This window comes from Solwaraspora sp. WMMA2080 (genome assembly GCF_027497395.1).
In the GTDB taxonomy this organism is placed as follows: domain Bacteria; phylum Actinomycetota; class Actinomycetes; order Mycobacteriales; family Micromonosporaceae; genus Micromonospora_E.
The window spans coordinates 77,090-95,151 of record NZ_CP114910.1 but is presented as its reverse complement, the minus strand read 5'-3'; the positions used below and the strand labels follow the sequence as shown (position 1 = coordinate 95,151).

Here is an 18,062-nt window from a genome sequence, read left to right as displayed (position 1 = left end):
AGTGCGATGAAATTCAGCAACGGCTACTGGCGGATGCGCGACGGCGTACGGCCGCTCTATCCGGCTCAGGTGCACGACGTCGAGGTCGAGCCGTCGGCACTGACGGTGTACGCCCCGACCAGACGGATCACCGGTCGCGGCGACACCCTCAACCAGCCGCTGCTCACCGTACGCTGCACCTCCCCCGCTCCCGACGTGATTTCCGTCCAGGTGGGACACTTCCTCGGCCGGCGGCGCCGGCATCCGGACTTCGCCCTGGCCATCGAGCCGGACACCGACGTCCAGGTGACCGATGAGGCCGAGTACGCCAGCATCACCTCGGGTGAGTTGACCGCCCGGTTCGCCCGGGGCGACAGCTGGCGGCTCGAGTTCGTGGCCGCCGGCCGGGTGCTCACCGGCAGCGGCTACAAGAGCATGGCCGCGTTGGACACCGACGACGGGTCGTACGTGCGGGAACAGCTCAGCCTCGGCGTCGGCGAGACGGTGTACGGACTCGGCGAACGGTTCGGTCCGCTGGTCCGCAACGGTCAGGTGGTCGACATCTGGCACGAGGACGGCGGCACCAGCAGCGAGCAGGCGTACAAGAACGTCCCGTTCTACCTCACCACCGGCGGGTACGGGGTGTTCGTCAACCACCCCGGACTGGTCTCGTTCGAAGTCGGCTCCGAGGTGGTCTCCCGAGTGTCGTTCAGCGTCGCCGGGCAGAGCCTGGAGTACCTGGTCATCTACGGCCCGACGCCGCGCGAGATCCTGCGCAAGTACACCGCCCTGACCGGCCGCCCGGCCCTGCCGCCGGCCTGGTCGTTCGGGCTGTGGCTGAGCACCTCGTTCACCACTTCCTACGACGAGCAGACGGTCAGCTCGTTCATCGACACCATGGCGGAGCTGGAGTTGCCGCTGTCGGTGTTCCACTTCGACTGTTTCTGGATGCGCGAGTTCCACTGGTCGAACTTCGAATGGGATCCGCAGGTCTTTCCCGAGCCTGAGCTGATGCTGGAACGGCTACGCAAGCGGGACCTGAAGATCTGTGTGTGGATCAACCCGTACATCGCGCAGCGGTCGGCCCTGTTCGCCGAGGGGGCGGCGCGGGGCTACCTGGTCCGGACCGCCGACGGCGACGTCTGGCAGTGCGACCTCTGGCAGGCCGGGATGGGTCTGGTCGACTTCACCAACCCGGACGCCCGGCGCTGGTACGCCGACAAGTTGCGGGCGTTGCTGGACATGGGTGTCGACGCGTTCAAGACCGACTTCGGTGAGCGGATCCCGACCGACGTGGTCTGGCACGACGGCGCCGACCCCGAACGGATGCACAACTACTACACGCACCTGTACAACCGGACGGTGTTCGACCTGCTCCGGGAGCACCGCGGCGAGGGCGAGGCGGTGCTGTTCGCCCGGTCGGCGACCGCCGGCGGGCAGCAGTTCCCGGTGCACTGGGGCGGTGACTGCGAATCCACCTTCGAGTCGATGGCGGAGAGCCTGCGTGGCGGGCTGTCGCTGGCGATGTCCGGATTCGGCTTCTGGAGTCACGACATCGGCGGTTTCGAGGGCCGGCCGGCGCCGGAGGTGTTCAAGCGCTGGATCCCGTTCGGGCTGCTCTCCTCGCACAGCCGGTTGCACGGCAGCCAGACCTACCGGGTGCCGTGGACGTTCGACGAAGAGGCGGTCGACGTGCTGCGGGTCTTCACCCGGCTCAAGGCCCGGCTGATGCCGTACCTGTTCGGTCAGGCGGTACTGGCCCATCGGGACGGGATCCCGGTGATGCGCCCACTGGTCGCCGACTTCCCGGACGACCCTGCGGTGACCCATCTGGAGCGGCAGTATCTGCTCGGGGACAGTCTGCTGGTGGCGCCGGCGTTCCGGGCCGACGGGCAGGTGGACTTCTACCTGCCGGCCGGCACCTGGACCCACCTGCAGACCGGTGAGGAGGTCACCGGCCCGGGCTGGGTGCGCCGGACGGTCGGGTTCGACCAGGTGCCGGTGCTGGTGCGCCCCGGCACGGTGCTGCCGCTCGGGGCGAACGCGGACCGACCGGACTACCCGTACGTCGACGGGGTGACCCTGGCGGTGTACCAGCTCGCCGACGGGCAACAGGTGCAGGTGTCGGTGCCGGCGTTGGACGGGTCCGAGGCCGCCCGGTTCGTGGTCGCCCGGCACGGCACGGCGGTCACCGCGGACCGGGTCGCCGGGCCGGCCCTGCCGTGGCGGGTGCAGCTGGTCGGCCACGGCGAGGTCCGGGAGGTGGCCGCCGACATCAGCCGGTGGCAGGGGGAACTGACGGACCGGTAGCCGGGTTGGCCGCCGGGTCCGTTGCCGCCCCGGCGGTGAGGGCACCGGCGACCGAGGCGGCCAGCCGGGCGACGTAGCCGCGCGGCAGCGGGGTACGGGCCACCGCGAGCCGCCAGTAGAGCGGGCCGACCATCAGGTCGACGACGAAGTCGGGATCGGTGTCGGCGGGCAGTTCGCCCCGCCGCACCGCCCGGTTCGTCACCAGGGTGCCGATCCCCCGCTGGTTGTCCCGCAGGGCTGCCTGCAGGGTCTGCGCGATCGCCGGGTTGCGGGCCGCCTCGGCGAGCAGGTCCGGCACGATCTGCCCGGCCAACGGATGCCGCAGCGCCCGGGCCGCGATGGTCAGCACCAGCTCAAGGTCACCGCGCAGCGAGCCGCTGTCCGGCACGGCGGTCACCCCGACCGCGACCTCGGAGACGATCCCGATGACCATCTCCAGTTTTGAACCCCACCGCCGGTAGACGGCGGTCTTGCCGACCCCGGCCCGGCGGGCCACCGCTTCGATCGACATCCTGCCGTAGCCGACTGCGGCCAGTTCCTGCAACGCGGCAGCCCGGATCGCCTGCGTCACATCCTCCCGCAGTACCGCCGCGCCCGCCGGCGGTCGCTTTCCGTCGCCCTGCATTCGAGCCAGTGTAACCGCACGACGGTACGGTTGCGTATCGTCGTCGCCTCCCCTACCGTTTCCGTCAGGACGCGACGGTATCGTTCCGTGCCATCGGACATGAAAGATGAGCAGCCGGGCATGAACCGGCCTCACCGGTCCGGCACCACCCGTGCCATCGGGTCGCGCGGCACCGTCGTCGCGGCGTCCGGGACGAGAGGTACCCGTCGGAGAGGGGCACGGGTGTGCACGAGCGGCAGCGTTGGCTGATGGAAGGACAGATCGGATGCGGCAGCCAACCAGTGGCACGACCGTGACGCTGGAACCGGACAGCGGGCCCACCCTCGCCGAGCTGGCCCGACAACACGGCCTGGCGGTGAGCGGTGCCCGCCCGTCGCTGGGTGCCTACGTCAAGCAGTTGTGGTCACGGCGGCACTTCATCTGGGCGTACTCCAACGCCCGGCTGATCGCCATGTACACCAACGCCCGGCTGGGTCAGATCTGGCAGGTGATCACCCCGCTGGCCAACGCCGGGGTCTACTTCCTGGTCTTCGGGCTGCTGCTGGGCACCGACCGCGGCATCGACAACTACATCGCGTACCTCTGCACCGGGATCTTCATCTTCACCTTCACCCAGCAGGCGGTGACCACCTCGGCCCGGTCGATCGGCGACAACATGAACCTGATCCGGGCGGTGCACTTCCCCCGGGCCAGCCTGCCGTTGACCTCGGTGCTTGTGCAGGTGCAGCAACTCGCCCCGTCGATGGCCGTGCTGGCGGTGATCATGCTGGCCACCGGTGAGTGGATCGACCTCAGCTGGCTGCTGCTGATCCCGGCGCTGCTGCTGCAGACGCTGTTCAGCGGCGGGCTGGCCATGATGGTGGCCCGCTGGGCGGCCCGCACCAGTGACCTCTCCCAACTGCTGCCGTTCGTGATGCGGACCTGGCTGTACTCGTCCGGCGTGTTCTACAGCATCGACCGGTTCACCGGCGACCTGCCCGGCTGGGTGGTCACCGTGCTGCAGTTCAACCCGATGGCGGTATACATCGACCTGGTCCGCTACGCGTTGATGGATTCGATGGGCAGCCCGCCCGGGTACCTGTGGCCGGCGGCCGGCGGCTGGGCCGTGCTGGTGGGTGTGGTGGGCTTCATCTACTTCTGGCGCGCGGAGGAGGAGTACGGCCGTGGCTGACCTGCTGGACGCACCGGCTTCCGGGGCCGACACCCGGGTGCCCACCGTGATCGTCGACAACCTGCACGTCGTCTACCGGATCAACACCGGCGGCGGCGGGCGCAACAGCCCCGTCGCGGCGCTGCGGCGGATCGCGACCCGCAAGCAGGCCCCGACGGTACGCGAGGTGCACGCCATCCGCGGCGTCAGCTTCGTGGCGCACCGCGGCGAGGCGATCGGGCTGATCGGCAGCAACGGCTCCGGCAAATCGACCCTGCTGCGCGCGGTGGCCGGCCTGCTGCCGCCGCGCCGCGGCAAGGTATACACCCAGGGCCAGCCGTCCCTGCTCGGGGTGAACGCCGCTCTGATGAACGACCTGACCGGCGAACGCAACGTGGTGCTCGGCTGCCTGGCGATGGGGATGAGCCCGGCGGAGGTGCGGGCGAAGTACGACGGGATCGTGCAGTTCTCCGGCATCAACGAGCGGGACGACTTCGCGTCGCTGCCGATGCGGACCTACTCGTCGGGTATGGCGGCCCGACTGCGGTTCTCGATCGCCGCCGCGAAGAGCCACGATGTGCTGATGATCGACGAGGCGCTGGCCACCGGCGACGCCGCGTTCCAGCGGCGCAGCGAGGAACGGGTCCGTGAGCTGCGGGCCGAGGCCGGGACCGTCTTCCTGGTCAGCCACAGCAACAAGTCGATTCTGGACACCTGTGAGCGCAGTATCTGGCTGGAGTCCGGCGTGATCCGCATGGACGGGCCGAGCACCGAGGTGGTCAAGGCCTACCAGGAGTACGCCAACCGCAGGTGACCCGAGCCGGGTGTCCGGGGGCGGCGTACCCGCCGCCCCCGGACACCCGTGCGGGTGGTGGTTTCAGCCTCAGCCGAGACCGGTGCGGATCGCGCTGACCAGTTCACCGTTGCCGGTGTCGCCGGACAACTCCCAGAAGAACGCCCCGCCGAGGCCCTGCCCCTTGGCGTAGTTCATCTTGCCGCCGATGGTGGCCGGGGTGTCGTAGCTCCACCAGTTGTTGCCGCACTTGGCGTACGCGGTGCCGCCGACGGTGCCGGTCGCCGGACAGGTGTTCTTGAGCACCTTGTAGTCCTCGATGCCCTGCTCGTAGGTGCCCGGCGCCGGACCGGTGGCGGTGCCCCCCGGAGCGCTCTGGCTGACGCCGCTCCAGCCCCGACCGTAGAAGCCGATGCCGAGCAGCAGCTTGTTCGCCGGGATGCCCTTGCTCTTCAGCTTCTGAATCGCCGCGTCCGACCAGAAGCCCTGCTGCGGGATTCCCGGGTACGAGGTCAGGGGCGAGTGCGGGGCGGTCGGTCCCTGCGCGTTGAAGGCACCGAAGTAGTCGTACGTCATCGGCATGATCCAGTTCAGGTCGCCGACCGCTCCGGCGTAGTCGGCCGCGTCGATCTTGCCGCCGTTGCTGCCGTCCGCGGTGATCGCCGCGGTCACCAGCGCGCTCGACCCGAACCGGTCACGCAGTGCCGAGATCAGGTTCCGGAATGCCGCAGGACCGCTGGAGTCGCAGGTCAGGCCGCAGGCGTTGGGGTACTCCCAGTCGATGTCGATACCGTCGAACACGTCCGCCCAGCGCGGGTCCTCGACCAGGTTGTAGCAGGACTCGGCGAACGCGGCCGGGTTCTGCGCGGCCTGGGTGAAGCCGCCGGACCAGGTCCAGCCGCCGAACGACCAGATCACCTTCAGGTGCGGATACATCGCCTTGAGCTTGCGCAGCTGATTGAAGTTGCCCCGCAACGGCTGGTCCCAGGTGTCGGCGACCCCGTCGACGCTGTCCGCGGCGGTGTACGCCTTCTCGTAATCGGCGTAGCTGTCCCCGATGGCGCAGCGCCCACCGGCGGTGTTGCCGAAGGCGTACATGATGTGAGTCATCTTCGACGCCGACCCACTCGTGTGGATGTTGCGCACGTGGTAGTTGCGGGCGTAGACCCCCCACTGGGTGAAGTACCCGACCACCTTCTGCCCACCGGGCGGCGGGGGCGGAGTCGTCGGCGGTGGCGTGGTGGGCGGCGCGGTGGTAGGCGGCGCCGTCGTCGGAGGTGGCGCGGTGGTCGGGGCCGGGCCGCCTGCGCAGGAGACCCCGTTGATGGTGCAGTTCTGCGGTGCCCGGAAGGCGCCGGTGCCGATGTATCCCCAGCTGAACGAGGCTCCTGGCGCGAGACCACCGGCCCAGCTCTTCTTCACCGCGGTGTACCGGTTGCCGCTGCGCGTCACGTCGGCGTCCCAGAAGCTGCTGATGGTGGTACCGGCCGGCAGGTCGAACTCGATCCGCCAGGTGCCGACGGTGGCGTCGGAGCCGTTGGCGACCGTCACCCGGACCTCGTGTCCGGTACCCCAGTCGGAGCTGGCGACGAAGCTGGCGGAGATGGTGCCGGCGCCGAACGCCGCAGTGACCGGCACCGCCGCCGCAGCCGTCACCACGGCCAGCGCCCCGGCCCAGACGGCGCGGCGCAGTGATCTTCTCATCAGGCGTCTCCCCATTTAGTTAGGAAACTTTCCATAAAGTGCCTGAGACGCTACTCACACATCGACCGGTTCGTCAAGATGTCGATATCTCGATGGCTGCGACTCGACCAGGTGTCATCCCGACAGCAGCGGGGACCGCGCGGGACGAACCCGGGGCTCAGATCCGGCGGCGGCCGGAGAACCCGCACTCCAGGCGGTGGTACCAGCGGATCTCGCCGTCGCCCTCCAGCCAGCACCACAGGACCGGACGGTCGTCCAGCTCGCCCGGGAAGTCGAGCAGCACCGGGGCGACGCCCTTGACCTGGATCTCCTGCTCGTTCAGCTCGTCGAGAATCCCGTAGATCCGCGCTTCCAGCCCTTTCACCTCGGCCAGACCGCCGTGCGGGCTGTCCGATCCGGCCGCCAGATCCGCCCGCAACTCAGCCAGGTCAGCGCGGAGCAGGACCAACTCGTCGATCCGTGGACGGAGGGTTGCCATCAGGTGGCGTGCCTGGGCGAGGGTGAACACGTTCGCCAGTATGGTCCATCACCACTCTTCGTGGGTCGACCGGTCACCGGAGGACTGCGGCCGACCGTTACACAAGGCCGCCGGACTGCGGCCCGACCGCCCGGCACGGCCACTGACCCGGACGGCTGCCCCGGGCCGCCGCCGGTCGCCGTGCGCCGGCGGCGGCACTGGGCGCGTCGGCGGAACGCGCCCGGCAGCCGGCCGCAGGGGGGCAGCCAGGGCCGGCTGTCGACGTCGCCGCAGGGGAAGTCACGACACGACGCCGGTGCGGCGGTCGCTCAGCTCCGGCGGGCTTCATTCCCGTCGAGCCACCTACGACCACCTATGTCGCAAACGGTAGCCACACCGACACGTTCAGCGGAAGAGGGTGAGCGTGAATGAATACCTCAGCCGTGCTGCGCGGCCAACTCCCGAGCACGGTCGCGGGCCGCTTCCAGGGCGGCGAGCAGCGCCGCCCGGACCCCGTGGTTCTCCAGCTCGCGGATGGCCGAGATGGTGGTGCCGGCCGGCGAGGTGACGGCCTCGCGCAGCTTGACCGGATGCTCGCCGGAGTCCCGCAGCATCACCGCCGAACCGATCGCCGTCTGCACGATCAGGTCGTGCGCCACCTGGCGGGGCAGCCCGAGCAGAATTCCGGCGTCGATCATCGCCTCGACCAGCAGGTAGAAATAGGCCGGGCCGGAACCGGACAACGCGGTGACCGCGTCCTGCTGGGTCTCCGGCACCCGGATCGTGACACCGAGCGGCTGGAACATCTCCTCGGCGAGGGCCAGATGCGCGGCGGTGGCGTGCCGGCCAGCGGAAATGGCGGTCATCGCCTGGTCCACCAGCGCCGGGGTGTTGGTCATCACCCGTACCACCGGGGTGCCGTCCGGTAGCCGGCGGGCGAAGAACTCGGTCGGCAGGCCCGCGCAGAGCGAAACGACCAGCTTGTCCGCCGGCACCTTGGGGCCGATCTGGTCCAGCAGGGTGGCGGCGTCCTGCGGCTTGACCGCCACGGCCAGCACCTCCGCCTCGGCCACTGCGGTGTGGTTGTCCACCACCGACACGCCGTAGCGCACCGCGACGTCCTCGGCCCGCTCCCGCCGCCGGGTCGTGGCCAGCAGTTGATCGGCCGGCCAGCCGGCCCGCAACAGGCCGGAGAGGACCAGTTCGCCGATCTTGCCGGCACCGATCACGGCTACCTTGTGCGCGCCGGGAGACATCCGTACGTCATCCTCTCTCGAACCGGTCCGAACCGAACCGCGACGAACCAGAACCGGACCGAACCGAACCGCGCCGGACCGGGCGGAGCGGCGCCCTGGCGAGAGCCGCCCATCCCGGCCCGAAATCGGTCGTCAGCTGCCGAAGAAGACCTCGGCCTCGGTGTAGCGCTCCAGTGGCACGGTCTTGAGCTCCCGGGTCGCCTCGGCCAACGGCACCCGGACGATGTCGGTCCCCCGGATACCGACCATCTTGCCCCAGTCTCCGTCGTTGGCGGCGTCGATGGCGTGCAGGCCGAGCCGGGTGGCGAGCACCCGGTCGAAGGCGGTGGGGGTGCCGCCGCGCTGGATGTGCCCCAGCACGACGGTCCGGGCCTCCTTGCCCGTCTTGGCCTCCAGCTGCTCGGCGAGCCACTGGCCGATGCCGCCGAGTCGGACGTGGCCGAAGGAGTCAAGCTCCTTGTTCTGCAGGACCATCTGGCCCTCCATCGGGTGGGCGCCCTCGGCGACCACCACGATCGGGGCGTACTGCTTCTGAAAGCGCTTCTCGACGTAGGTGGCGACCTGCTCGACGTCGAACTCGCGCTCCGGCAGCAGGATCACGTTCGCCCCGCCGGCGAGTCCGGCGTGCAGCGCGATCCAGCCGGCATGCCGACCCATGACCTCGACCACCAGGGTGCGGTGGTGGCTCTCGGCGGTGGTGTGCAGCCGGTCGATGGCCTCCATCGCGATGTTGACCGCGGTGTCGAAGCCGAAGGTGTAGTCGGTGGCGCCGAGGTCGTTGTCGATCGTCTTCGGCACGCCGACCACCTGGACGCCGAGTTCGTGCAGCTTGGTGGCGACGCCGAGGGTGTCCTCGCCGCCGATCGCTACCAGGGCGTCCACGCCCTGGGACGCCAGGTTCTCCTTGATCCGCTCGACCCCGCCGTCGATCTTGAACGGGTTGGTCCGGGACGAACCGAGGATGGTGCCACCCCGGGGCAGGATGCCCCGTACCTCGTTGATACCGAGAGGCCGGCTCAGCCCCTCCAGCGGTCCGCGCCAGCCGTCGCGGAATCCGATGAACTCGTGACCGTAGCTGGCGACGCCCTTACGCACCACCGCCCTGATCACTGCGTTCAGGCCGGGGCAGTCGCCGCCGCCGGTGAGCACGCCGATACGCATGATCCGCTCATCCTCCAGGAAACTGTGCGGTAGACCCACTCGAGCCCCAGGAACGAAGTCCGGTCAGACCGTCGGCATCATTGCCGGCCCGGGGCGGGCCGTCAGTGCGCACTTTATCGGCCCGGCCAGCGACCGGGCGAGCAGACCCCGAGGATCACCGGACCGTCGGTGGCCCGGTCACCGCAGGTACGCCCGGCAGATCACCTGCCAGCGGGCGAGATTGTGGCGTGCGTCGACGAGCGCGTCGTGCCGGTCGGCGGCGGACGCCGGCAGATCCGGCCGACCGACGTCGTCCCACCGCTGCCGCAGGTCCTTGGTGAACCGGGGGATCTCCCGGGGCAGGGCCGGCATGGCCCCCCACAACTGGGCCAGCGCCACATGGTCGTACGCGGCGTACCAGGCCCACAGCTCCAACTCGGTGGCCGAACCGTCGCGCAGCGGCGCGACCAGGAAGGCGTACAGGTCGTCGCGGATCCGTGACCGGGACCGCCAGGCCGGATCGGCCGGTGACGGCAGCTTGTCGAGCACGTGACGACGCACCCACGGCACCGCCCGGGCACCGTCGAACTCGGTAGAGACCGCGTAGAACTCCCGGCCGTGCTCGTCGACGACACCGATCGAAACCAGGTCGACGAGGCGCCCGTCCTCGATGAACTCGCAGTCGTAGAAGTAGCGGTAGATCATTACCGCCATCCTCGCCGATACCGGAAATAGACCCCCATCGGGGTACCGGCCGGAGCGTCGCTGTCGACCAGCTCGCTCCGACCGGTACCGCATCCCCACGGCCGGATCCGCCGGGCCCCCGTGTCGGCCCCCACCCGCCGGTGGATCTGGCCGCTAGCCTGCCGGTTTGTCGGGCACAGGACTGTCACAGAAATGATTGTGGGGGTGTACACCACGCGACACGGCAGCCATGATCTGATGTTGACACCGTTGTCCGAACGGTATCTATTTCATGTTCGCCTGGGTCGGGTGATGCACCCCGGACGGGCACGATGGTGCCCCCGGTGGGATGGTGCCCTTGGTGGGGAGGGGTTGGACCGTGGAGATGCGCCTGCCGGAGCCGGGTGACGCGCTCACCGGCGTGGACATGTTCGCCGGGCTCGAACCGGAGGTCCGGCAACGGGTCATCGCTGCCGCCGTACCCCGCACCTACCGCAGGGGTCAGTTGCTCTTCGTCGAGAACGACCCGGGCGAATCGCTCATCGTGCTCAAGAGGGGTGCCGTCGCGGTCTTCCGCACCGCGCCGACCGGCGAACGTGCAGTGCTGTCCGTCGTCCGCCCACCCGACGTGCTCGGCGAGGTGTCGCTGCTGGACGCGTCGACCCGGTCGGCGTCCGCCGAGGCCATCGAGGACTGCACCGCGCTGGCGTTGTCCCGGGGCGCGTTCATGGATCTGGTGCACTCCAACCCGCGCATCCTCGACGCGGTGATGCGCTCGCTCGGTGGGCTGATCCGCCGGCTCACCGAGCAGAACGCCGATCACGTCTTCCTCGATCTGCCCGGTCGGGTGGCCAAGACGCTGGTCCGGCTGGCCGGGGAGAGCCAGGCACCGATGATCACCATCGAGTTGAACCAGAGCCAACTGGCGGAGATGGCCGGTGGCTCCCGGCAGAGCGTCAACCAGGCGATCGGATCGTTCAGCAACCGAGGTTGGCTGCGTACCGAGGGTCGGCGGATCGTGGTGACCGACGTGGCCGCGCTGCGCCGCCGGGCCGGGATGGCCGACCGCTGAGCCGGAGTGGCCGACCGCTGAGGACGAAACCGGCGGCACGCGCGTGGCGCGCGTACCGCCGGGTCTGACGTCTGCCGCCGTCAGGGCTGGCTGCTGGTCGGGCCGATCCAGTTGGTGCCGACCTTCTCCCCGGTCGGACCGATCCACTCCTCGGCCACGACACCCTCCTCCTGCAACTTCGCCAGCGTGCCGGCGTCGAGATCGATCATCTCCCCCGCGCCGTGGCTGGCCCCGGACGGATCCGTCCAGTCCTGCTCCAACTTGACGTACACCATGTCAGGACTCCCCTGCTCGGTCTGATCTGGCCAGATGAATGTAGCCCGGTACCACCCGTAGATGGACTGTCCATTAGCCAACAGCCCGGTTTTGGACAGTTGACCGCACCGGCGATACTCGGCCTGACGCACCCGCCGTGACCTGTGAGTCCGGCCACCCCGGCAGGTCGGGTCCGGCACCACCACGCCCGGCCAGGCGAAGCCGCTGGCCAGGGCAGGTGGCCAGATGCGACAGTAGGCTCCCGACTCGACGTTCCCGCGAGGAGGCTGGCATCGCTGCCCCGTGCGAAAAGTGTGGCCGGACCGCGGCCGACGACGACCGCTACTGCGGCGGCTGCGGTACGGCGCTCATCCCTGTCTGCGCGCACTGCGAACGCCCGCTGGCGGCCGACGCGAGCTTCTGCACCTCCTGCGGGCAGCCGCAGGGCGGCCGACGGCCGACCGAGCCGAGTCAGGAGGACCGACGTCGGGTCAGCGTCCTGTTCATCGACCTGATCAACTTCACGCCGTACGTGGAACGGGTCGATCCCGAACAGGTCCGGCGGATGCAGACGAACTTCTTCTCCATCGCGCGTCGGGTCGTCGGCCAGTACGGCGGGGTGGTGGAGAAGTACATCGGCGACGCGGTGATGGCGCTGTTCGGTGCGCCGGTGGCCACCGAGAACGACGCCCTGCGCTGCGTCCGGGCCGGGCTCGACCTGCGCCGCGCCCTGACCGAGTTCACCGCTTCCGCCGGCGAGGGACTCCGGTTCCGTATCGGCGTGGCCACCGGCGAGGCGCTGGTCGACACCGGTGCGGCCCGCGACGGTGGCCAGGCGTTCCTGGCCGGCGACGTGGTCAACACCGCATCCCGGATGCAGTCGGTGGCACCGACCGACGGATTGCTGGTGTGTGGCGTCACGCACGGGCTGACCAAGGAGGCTATCCGCTACGACCCGCAGCCGGCGGTGACGCTGCGCGGACGGTCGTCGCCGACCGAGGTGTGGCTGGCACTGGCCCCGTTGCGTCCCGTGCCGGCCGACCGGCAGACCGACGCGACCCCGCTGATCGACCGCGAACACGAACTAGGGCTGCTGGTCAACGCGCTGTACCGGTCGATCCGCGACCAGCGGCCCCAGGTGCTCACCGTGCTCGGCCAGGCCGGCATCGGCAAGAGCCGGCTGGTCCGGGAACTGCTGCGGCACACCAAACGGCTGGTCGACCAGCCGGTCACCTGGCGGATCGGCCGGTGCCCGCCGTTCGGGGAGAACGTCACGTTCGCCGCGCTCGCCGACATCGTCAAGGCCGAGGCCGGCATCCTGGACACCGACCTGGCCAACGTCGCCGAGCAGAAGTTGGCCACCGGGGTCCAGGGGCTGGTCGGGCCGGAGGCGGACCGGCTGGTCGACGCGCTGCGCCCACTGGTCGGGCTGCCGCACCGCAACCTGCCGGCCGAGGAGACCGAATCGGCGTGGCGGCGCTTCCTGCTCGCCCTGGCCGCCCGGCAACCGACCGTGCTGGTCTTCGAGGACCTGCACTGGGCCGACGAGGCGATGCTGCGCTTCGTCGAGCTGCTCGGCGCCTCCGCCCGGCAGGTGCCACTGCTGCTGCTGTGCACCGCCCGGCCCGAGCTGACCAGCCGTGAGCCGGCCTGGGCGGGCACCACCCCGGGCGCGCTGACCATCACCCTGCCGCCGCTGCGCGACACCGGAGTGGCCGCGCTGTACGCGCACATGTTCGGCGCGGCGCCGTTCTCGGCCGATCTGCTCGGCCCGTTGATCGAGGTGGCCGACGGCAACCCGCTCTACGCCCACGAGTACGTGCGGATGCTGATGGAGCAGGGGGCGTTGCGGCGCAGCGGCCGTGGTTGGGCGTTGACCCGCAGCGGACGGCTGCCGATCCCGGACAGTGTGCACGGGGTGATCGCCAACCGGATGGATCTGCTGGACGCCACCGACCGGGCGGTGCTGCTCGCCGCCGCCGTGGTCGGGGTGCAGTTCTGGCCCGGCGCGGTCGCCGCCGCCCTCGGCCAGCCGGTGGAGCTGGTCGACCGGGCGCTGCGCCGGTTGGAGCAGCGCGACTTCGTCCACGAACAGCCGGATTCGACGATGGCGCAGCAACCCGAGTTCCGGTTCCGCCACGTGCTGGTCCGCGACGTCTGCTACCAGCGGTTGCCCCGTAACGAACGGGTCGCCCGGCACGCCCGGACCGCCGACTGGTTGGACACCCTCGCCGGCGACCGGGACACCGACCTGGCCGAGGTGCTGGCCCACCACCGGTGGGCGGCGCACGAGATCGCGGACACGCTGGGTCTGGAGACCCACGGGTACGCCGGGGCCGCCCGGGACGCCCTGCACCGTGCGGCCCGCCGGGCGTACGCCCTACACGCGCTGGACGTGGCGAGCGGGCACGTGGAACGCGCGCTGCGCCTGGTGACCGTCGCCGGCACCGACGGGCTGGGTGAGCGGTTGCAGCTCGAACTGCTCGGTGCCGAGCTCGCGTTTCTGCGCGACGGCCCGGGTTTCCTCGCCGACGGGGGCACCGAACGGCTGAGTACGCTCGCCGACCAGCTGGCCGACGTCGACGATCAGGGGTGCGCGGCCCGGGCCTGGACCCTGCTCGGGCGGGCCGCCTGGCTGCGGACCGACCGGGACGAGGCGCTGCGCTGCCTGGACCGGGCGGTGGAGCTGTTCGACGCGCTGCCGGACACCGATCAGAAGGCCGACGCGTACGCCGAGCTGGGCCGGCTGCACATGCTCAACCTGGAACGGGATCCGGCGGTCGCGGCGGCCGGCGCGGCGGCCGAGATCGCCGACCGGCTGGGGCTGACCGAGACGCTGGTCAACGCCCGGATCACCGTTGCCATGGCCCGGTACCAGTCCGGGGACCGGTCCGGGCTCGACGAGCTGCGGGCGGCCACCGCGATGTGTCGCGAGCACCAACTGCTCGCGCTGCCCCGGGCACTGCAGAACCTGTCGTACGCGTTGTGTGAAGAGGGCGACTGGTCCGGCGCCCAGGAGCTGATGTCCGGTGCCGCCTCCGGCTCCGGGCTGAGCACCGGATACTCCGGCGAAGCCATGCGTGCCTACTTCGCCGGGGACTTCGCCGCCTTCCTCGCTGCGGCCGACGCCTTCGTCGCGACGCCCAGTGGCCGGTGGGACATCCAGGTACGGGGCCTACGGGCGTGTCTGCGGGTGCTGCGCGGCGATCCGGTGCCGATGGCCGACCAGAGCGGGGTCGACGACGTCGCCGACGCGGTGCGCGCGGCCCGGGACAGCGGCTTCCGTCGGCCGTACTGGAACAGCCTCGGGTTGGGCGCACTGTGCCGGGCGCTGCAGGGACGGGGTGTGGAGGCTGCAGCGCTGCTCGACGAGCTGGACCGGTCCTGGTCGAAGGTGCCCGCGCTGGCCAGCGGCGAGTGGATCGCGGCCGCCGCGTTCGCCGCCGCGTTCGCCGGGCGTGGCGCGGCGGTGCAGGTCCGGGCGATGCTCGACCGGGTGCAGCATCGCACCCCGTGGGCCGAGGCCGCGCTGCGGACGGTGACCGCGGCGGTGGCGGCGGCCGACGGCGAAAACCGCGCGGCAGGTGAGCTGTATGCTGCCGCGGCGGCCGGTTTCGCCGACATCGACGCGACCACCGACCGGATGATCGCGTTGGCGTTGGCCGTGGCGGCGTGGCGGCGTGGCGGCGACCGCGATGCCGACGCGGCGGCGCTGGCCGAGGTGCGGAGCTTCGCGCTGCGCAACAAGGCACCCGGGTTGCTGCACCTCGGCGATCAGGACGCGGGCGGCTACCGCTGGTCTCCGACCCTGGCGTCGTGACCGCAGGCGGCGAGGTTCACGGGCACGGCACCGCACAACGCACTCCCACAACCACCTACCGGCGTGTCACGATTCAAGGGCACGGCACGCCCCCGGCCGGGGGTCCGCCGGCGGACAGGGCCCGACGGCGGCCGGTGAGGAGTTGATTCGGTGTCTGCGGGTGGCGCGCGTCGAGGGCGGCGGGACAACGGCCTCGACGCATCCGAGTACGCCGTGGCCGGCGACGTCGACCCACGGGTCGGCGAACACCTGCTCGACGTGCTCGCCGCCGGTGGGATCGCGGCCTACCTTCAGCCGTCGTCGGACGTCAATCCGGTCACCCGCACGACCACCGTGCCGGCCCGGCCGGTGGACCGGCTCTTCGTCGACCGGGCGCACCTGGACACCGCCCGGGGCTACCTGGTGCAGTTGGCCGAGGACGGCCCGGTCGCGCCGGGCAGCCGCTCCGGTTCCCCGACGACCGGGTCCGGGCAGACCACGTCGCCGGCGTCGGACCCGGTTGTTCCGGCCGGCGCGGGGCAGCAGGCCGGTCGGGACGCCGATGTCGACGCCGTCTGGGCCGGCATCATCGCCAACTACCACGTTCCGGCTCCAGCGGACCCCACCGCCGCGCCCTGGCCGGCCGCCGAGAATCTGCCGCCGGTCGAGAACCTGCCGGTGGAGGGCCGGTCGACCGGTCGGGATCCGCTCGCCGACGGTCCACGCCGGGACGGGACCGCAGGCGAGGGCGACGGCCGTGAGCCGGCCGGCCGGGACGCCACCGATCGCCGGGGCACGACCGATCGGGCCGGCCTCAACCGGGACAGCGACGGCCGGGACAGCGACGACGGTCGCGGCCGCGCCGAGCCGGAGATCACGGCCACCGGCACGCCGGACCCGTTGCCGTGGGCGGTCGGCTACACCAACATCTCCGTCGGACGGCGAGACGACGAGCCGTCCCTACTGGATGGGCTGGACACCTTCGGTGCCCGGTTACCCGACGAGCCGGAGGAGGGATACACCCCTCCCCTGCCGCCTCCGCTGCCCCGGTTGTCGTCGGCTGCGGTCCTCGGGGTACTGGCGATCATCGCCGGCTTCATCCTCTTCGTCTTCCCGACGGTGCTTCCGGTGGATCGTGGACTGGCCATCCTGCTCGGTTTCGCTGGCGTGGTCGGTGGGTTTGTCACGCTGATCTGGCGGCTGCGGCCGGATCACGACGAGGATGACGATCTGGACGACGGCGCGGTCGTCTGAAACCTGACCAACGGATGGCGAAAATTCGGATTCATTGACGACTGTGGTCACTCTGTAACACTCGCGTAACTTGGTCTCAGTAGGAATAACTCTCGTAGCCGATCCCCCCACGAGTTCGTGATCACTCGCCATGCGCGGCAACCGCCGCAGCGAAACGAGGTCCCCTCATGCGTCAGAGTTCTCTCGTCGTGGTGGCGAACCGACTGCCGGTGGACGACAGCGTCGCGCGCGACGGCGCGTGCGAATGGCGTCGCAGCCCCGGTGGTCTGGTCAGCGCCCTGCACCCGATCCTGCAGCACACCCCGGCCACCTGGGTCGGCTGGGCCGGTGGCGCCGGCCCGGCACCGAGCCTGCCGGACATCGACGGCGTACGGATGCACACCGTCGCTCTGTCCCATGAGGACATCAGAGACCACTACGAGGGGTTCGCCAACGCCACACTCTGGCCGCTGTACCACGACTCCGTCGAGCAGCCCGCATACCACCGTAGGTGGTGGGAGGCGTACCAGCGGGTGAACCAGCGCTTCGCCGAGGCGGCGGCGGCCGCCGCCGAGCCGGGCGCGCTGGTCTGGGTGCAGGACTACCACCTGCAACTGGTACCCGGAATGCTCCGGGCGCTACGGCCCGACCTGCTGATCGGATTCTTTCTGCACGTTCCGTTCCCGCCGCCGGAGCTGTTCATGCAGCTGCCCCGCCGGGCCGAGCTGATGCTCGGCATGCTCGGCGCCGACCTGGTGGGGTTTCAACGCGCCCAGGCCGCGCACAACTTCGCCCAGCTGGCGACGAAGGTGCTCAAGGTGCCGGCCACCGACCGGCGGATCGCCATCGACGACCGGGTGGTACGCATCGGCGCCTTCCCGGTGTCGATCAACATGTCCGAGATGGAGTCCCTCGCCGGCCGGCCGGACGTGCTGGACCGGGCCCGTCAGCTGCGGTCCGACCTCGGTGACCCGCAGCACGTCATCCTCAGTGTGGACCGGATGGACTACACCAAGGGCATCGAGCAACGGCTCAAGGCGTACAGCGAACTGATCGCCGACGGGCACATCAAGGTCCGCGACACGGTGATGGTCCAGGTCGCGGTGCCCAGTCGGGAACGGGTCGAGCAGTACCGCATCCTGCGCGACCGGGTGGAACGCGAGGTCGGACGGATCAACGGCGAGTTCGGCCGGGTCGGCGAACCGGCGATCCACTACCTCAACCAGTCGTTCAGCCGGGCCGACCTCGCGGCGCTGTACCGGGTCGCCGACATCATGGCGGTCACCCCGCTACGGGACGGGATGAACCTGGTCGCCAAGGAGTACGTGGCAGCCCGGGTCGACAACGACGGTGCGCTGCTGCTCAGCGAGTTCGCTGGTGCCGCCGCTGAGTTCCAGCAGGCGTACCTGGTCAACCCGCACGATCTCGACGGGCTCAAACTGACGCTGATGCACGCGCTGGAGGCGTCACCCACCGACGTGGCGGACCGGATGCGTTCCATGCGCGAGCACCTGCGCACCCACGACATCCGGGCCTGGGTGCACGGCTACCTCACCGCGCTGGACCGCACCGGTTCCCTCGCCGCCCGGCTCACCGCCTGATCCT

At 70.4% G+C, this 18,062-nt stretch carries 14 protein-coding genes and 1 pseudogene; 8 read left to right on the top strand and 7 right to left on the bottom strand.

Annotation, left to right across the window (positions count from 1 at the left end):
• The first annotated feature begins 6 nt into the window (after window positions 1–6).
• Window positions 7–2,289, top strand: a complete 2,283-nt coding sequence (yicI, locus tag O7543_RS00430) for an alpha-xylosidase (RefSeq protein ID WP_281550718.1) — start codon at window positions 7–9, stop codon at window positions 2,287–2,289.
• On the opposite strand, the gene O7543_RS00425 is transcribed toward yicI, so the two are convergent.
• Window positions 2,255–2,914, bottom strand: coding sequence for a TetR/AcrR family transcriptional regulator (locus tag O7543_RS00425; RefSeq protein ID WP_281550719.1), 660 nt, complete (start codon window positions 2,912–2,914; stop codon window positions 2,255–2,257). The genes yicI and O7543_RS00425 overlap by 35 nt on opposite strands.
• Window positions 2,915–3,179: 265 nt before the next feature.
• Here O7543_RS00425 and O7543_RS00420 point away from each other — a divergent pair, with 265 nt between their 5' ends.
• The gene (locus O7543_RS00420) at window positions 3,180–4,085 is read left to right on the top strand and encodes an ABC transporter permease (RefSeq protein ID WP_281550720.1); all 906 of its coding nucleotides are present in this window, start codon (window positions 3,180–3,182) and stop codon (window positions 4,083–4,085) included.
• A complete protein-coding gene (locus tag O7543_RS00415; RefSeq protein ID WP_278170321.1) occupies window positions 4,078–4,878 on the top strand; it encodes an ABC transporter ATP-binding protein in 801 nt (266 codons plus the stop codon). Before O7543_RS00420 ends, O7543_RS00415 begins: the two co-directional genes overlap by 8 nt.
• Before the next feature lie 69 nt (window positions 4,879–4,947).
• Here the strand turns inward: O7543_RS00415 and O7543_RS00410 are convergent, their stop codons facing one another.
• From O7543_RS00410 to O7543_RS00390, 5 genes are all read right to left on the bottom strand, one after another.
• Window positions 4,948–6,561, bottom strand: coding sequence for a glycosyl hydrolase family 18 protein (locus tag O7543_RS00410; RefSeq protein WP_281550721.1), 1,614 nt, complete (start codon window positions 6,559–6,561; stop codon window positions 4,948–4,950).
• 157 nt (window positions 6,562–6,718) lie between these two features.
• Window positions 6,719–7,069 (bottom strand): DUF2203 domain-containing protein, encoded by a 351-nt coding sequence (locus O7543_RS00405; RefSeq protein ID WP_123602715.1) that lies wholly within the window; start codon window positions 7,067–7,069, stop codon window positions 6,719–6,721.
• Window positions 7,070–7,455: 386 nt separating this feature from the next.
• Entirely contained in the window at window positions 7,456–8,274 is an 819-nt protein-coding gene (gene proC, locus O7543_RS00400) for a pyrroline-5-carboxylate reductase (RefSeq protein ID WP_281550722.1), read from the bottom strand.
• Between the two features lie 132 nt (window positions 8,275–8,406).
• A complete protein-coding gene (locus O7543_RS00395) occupies window positions 8,407–9,435 on the bottom strand; it encodes a 6-phosphofructokinase (protein WP_281550723.1) in 1,029 nt (342 codons plus the stop codon).
• 177 nt (window positions 9,436–9,612) lie between these two features.
• Window positions 9,613–10,119: a polyadenylate-specific 3'-exoribonuclease AS gene (locus O7543_RS00390; protein WP_281550724.1), complete on the bottom strand. Its 507-nt coding sequence runs from the start codon at window positions 10,117–10,119 to the stop codon at window positions 9,613–9,615.
• A gap of 358 nt (window positions 10,120–10,477) precedes the next feature.
• Here O7543_RS00390 and O7543_RS00385 point away from each other — a divergent pair, with 358 nt between their 5' ends.
• Window positions 10,478–11,170, top strand: a complete 693-nt coding sequence (locus O7543_RS00385) for a Crp/Fnr family transcriptional regulator (protein WP_281550725.1) — start codon at window positions 10,478–10,480, stop codon at window positions 11,168–11,170.
• Between the two features lie 80 nt (window positions 11,171–11,250).
• Here O7543_RS00385 and O7543_RS00380 read toward each other — a convergent pair whose 3' ends face one another.
• Window positions 11,251–11,445, bottom strand: coding sequence for a hypothetical protein (locus O7543_RS00380; RefSeq protein WP_281550726.1), 195 nt, complete (start codon window positions 11,443–11,445; stop codon window positions 11,251–11,253).
• A 218-nt stretch (window positions 11,446–11,663) separates the two neighbouring features.
• On the opposite strand from O7543_RS00380, the gene O7543_RS00375 reads away from it, so the two are divergent.
• The 4 genes and pseudogenes from O7543_RS00375 to O7543_RS00360 all read left to right on the top strand — a co-directional run bounded on the left by O7543_RS00375 (window position 11,664) and on the right by O7543_RS00360 (window position 18,058).
• Window positions 11,664–15,245 (top strand): adenylate/guanylate cyclase domain-containing protein, encoded by a 3,582-nt coding sequence (locus O7543_RS00375; RefSeq protein WP_281550727.1) that lies wholly within the window; start codon window positions 11,664–11,666, stop codon window positions 15,243–15,245.
• A gap of 150 nt (window positions 15,246–15,395) precedes the next feature.
• Window positions 15,396–15,668, top strand: a pseudogene (locus O7543_RS00370) (DUF308 domain-containing protein); the annotation flags it as partial.
• Window positions 15,648–16,478 carry a DUF308 domain-containing protein gene (locus tag O7543_RS00365; protein ID WP_281555639.1) on the top strand — a complete coding sequence of 277 codons (831 nt, stop codon included), beginning with the start codon at window positions 15,648–15,650 and terminating at the stop codon, window positions 16,476–16,478. The pseudogene O7543_RS00370 and the gene O7543_RS00365, both read left to right, overlap by 21 nt.
• Window positions 16,479–16,645: 167 nt before the next feature.
• The gene (locus O7543_RS00360) at window positions 16,646–18,058 is read left to right on the top strand and encodes a trehalose-6-phosphate synthase (protein ID WP_281550728.1); all 1,413 of its coding nucleotides are present in this window, start codon (window positions 16,646–16,648) and stop codon (window positions 18,056–18,058) included.
• The last annotated feature ends 4 nt before the right edge of the window (window positions 18,059–18,062 follow it).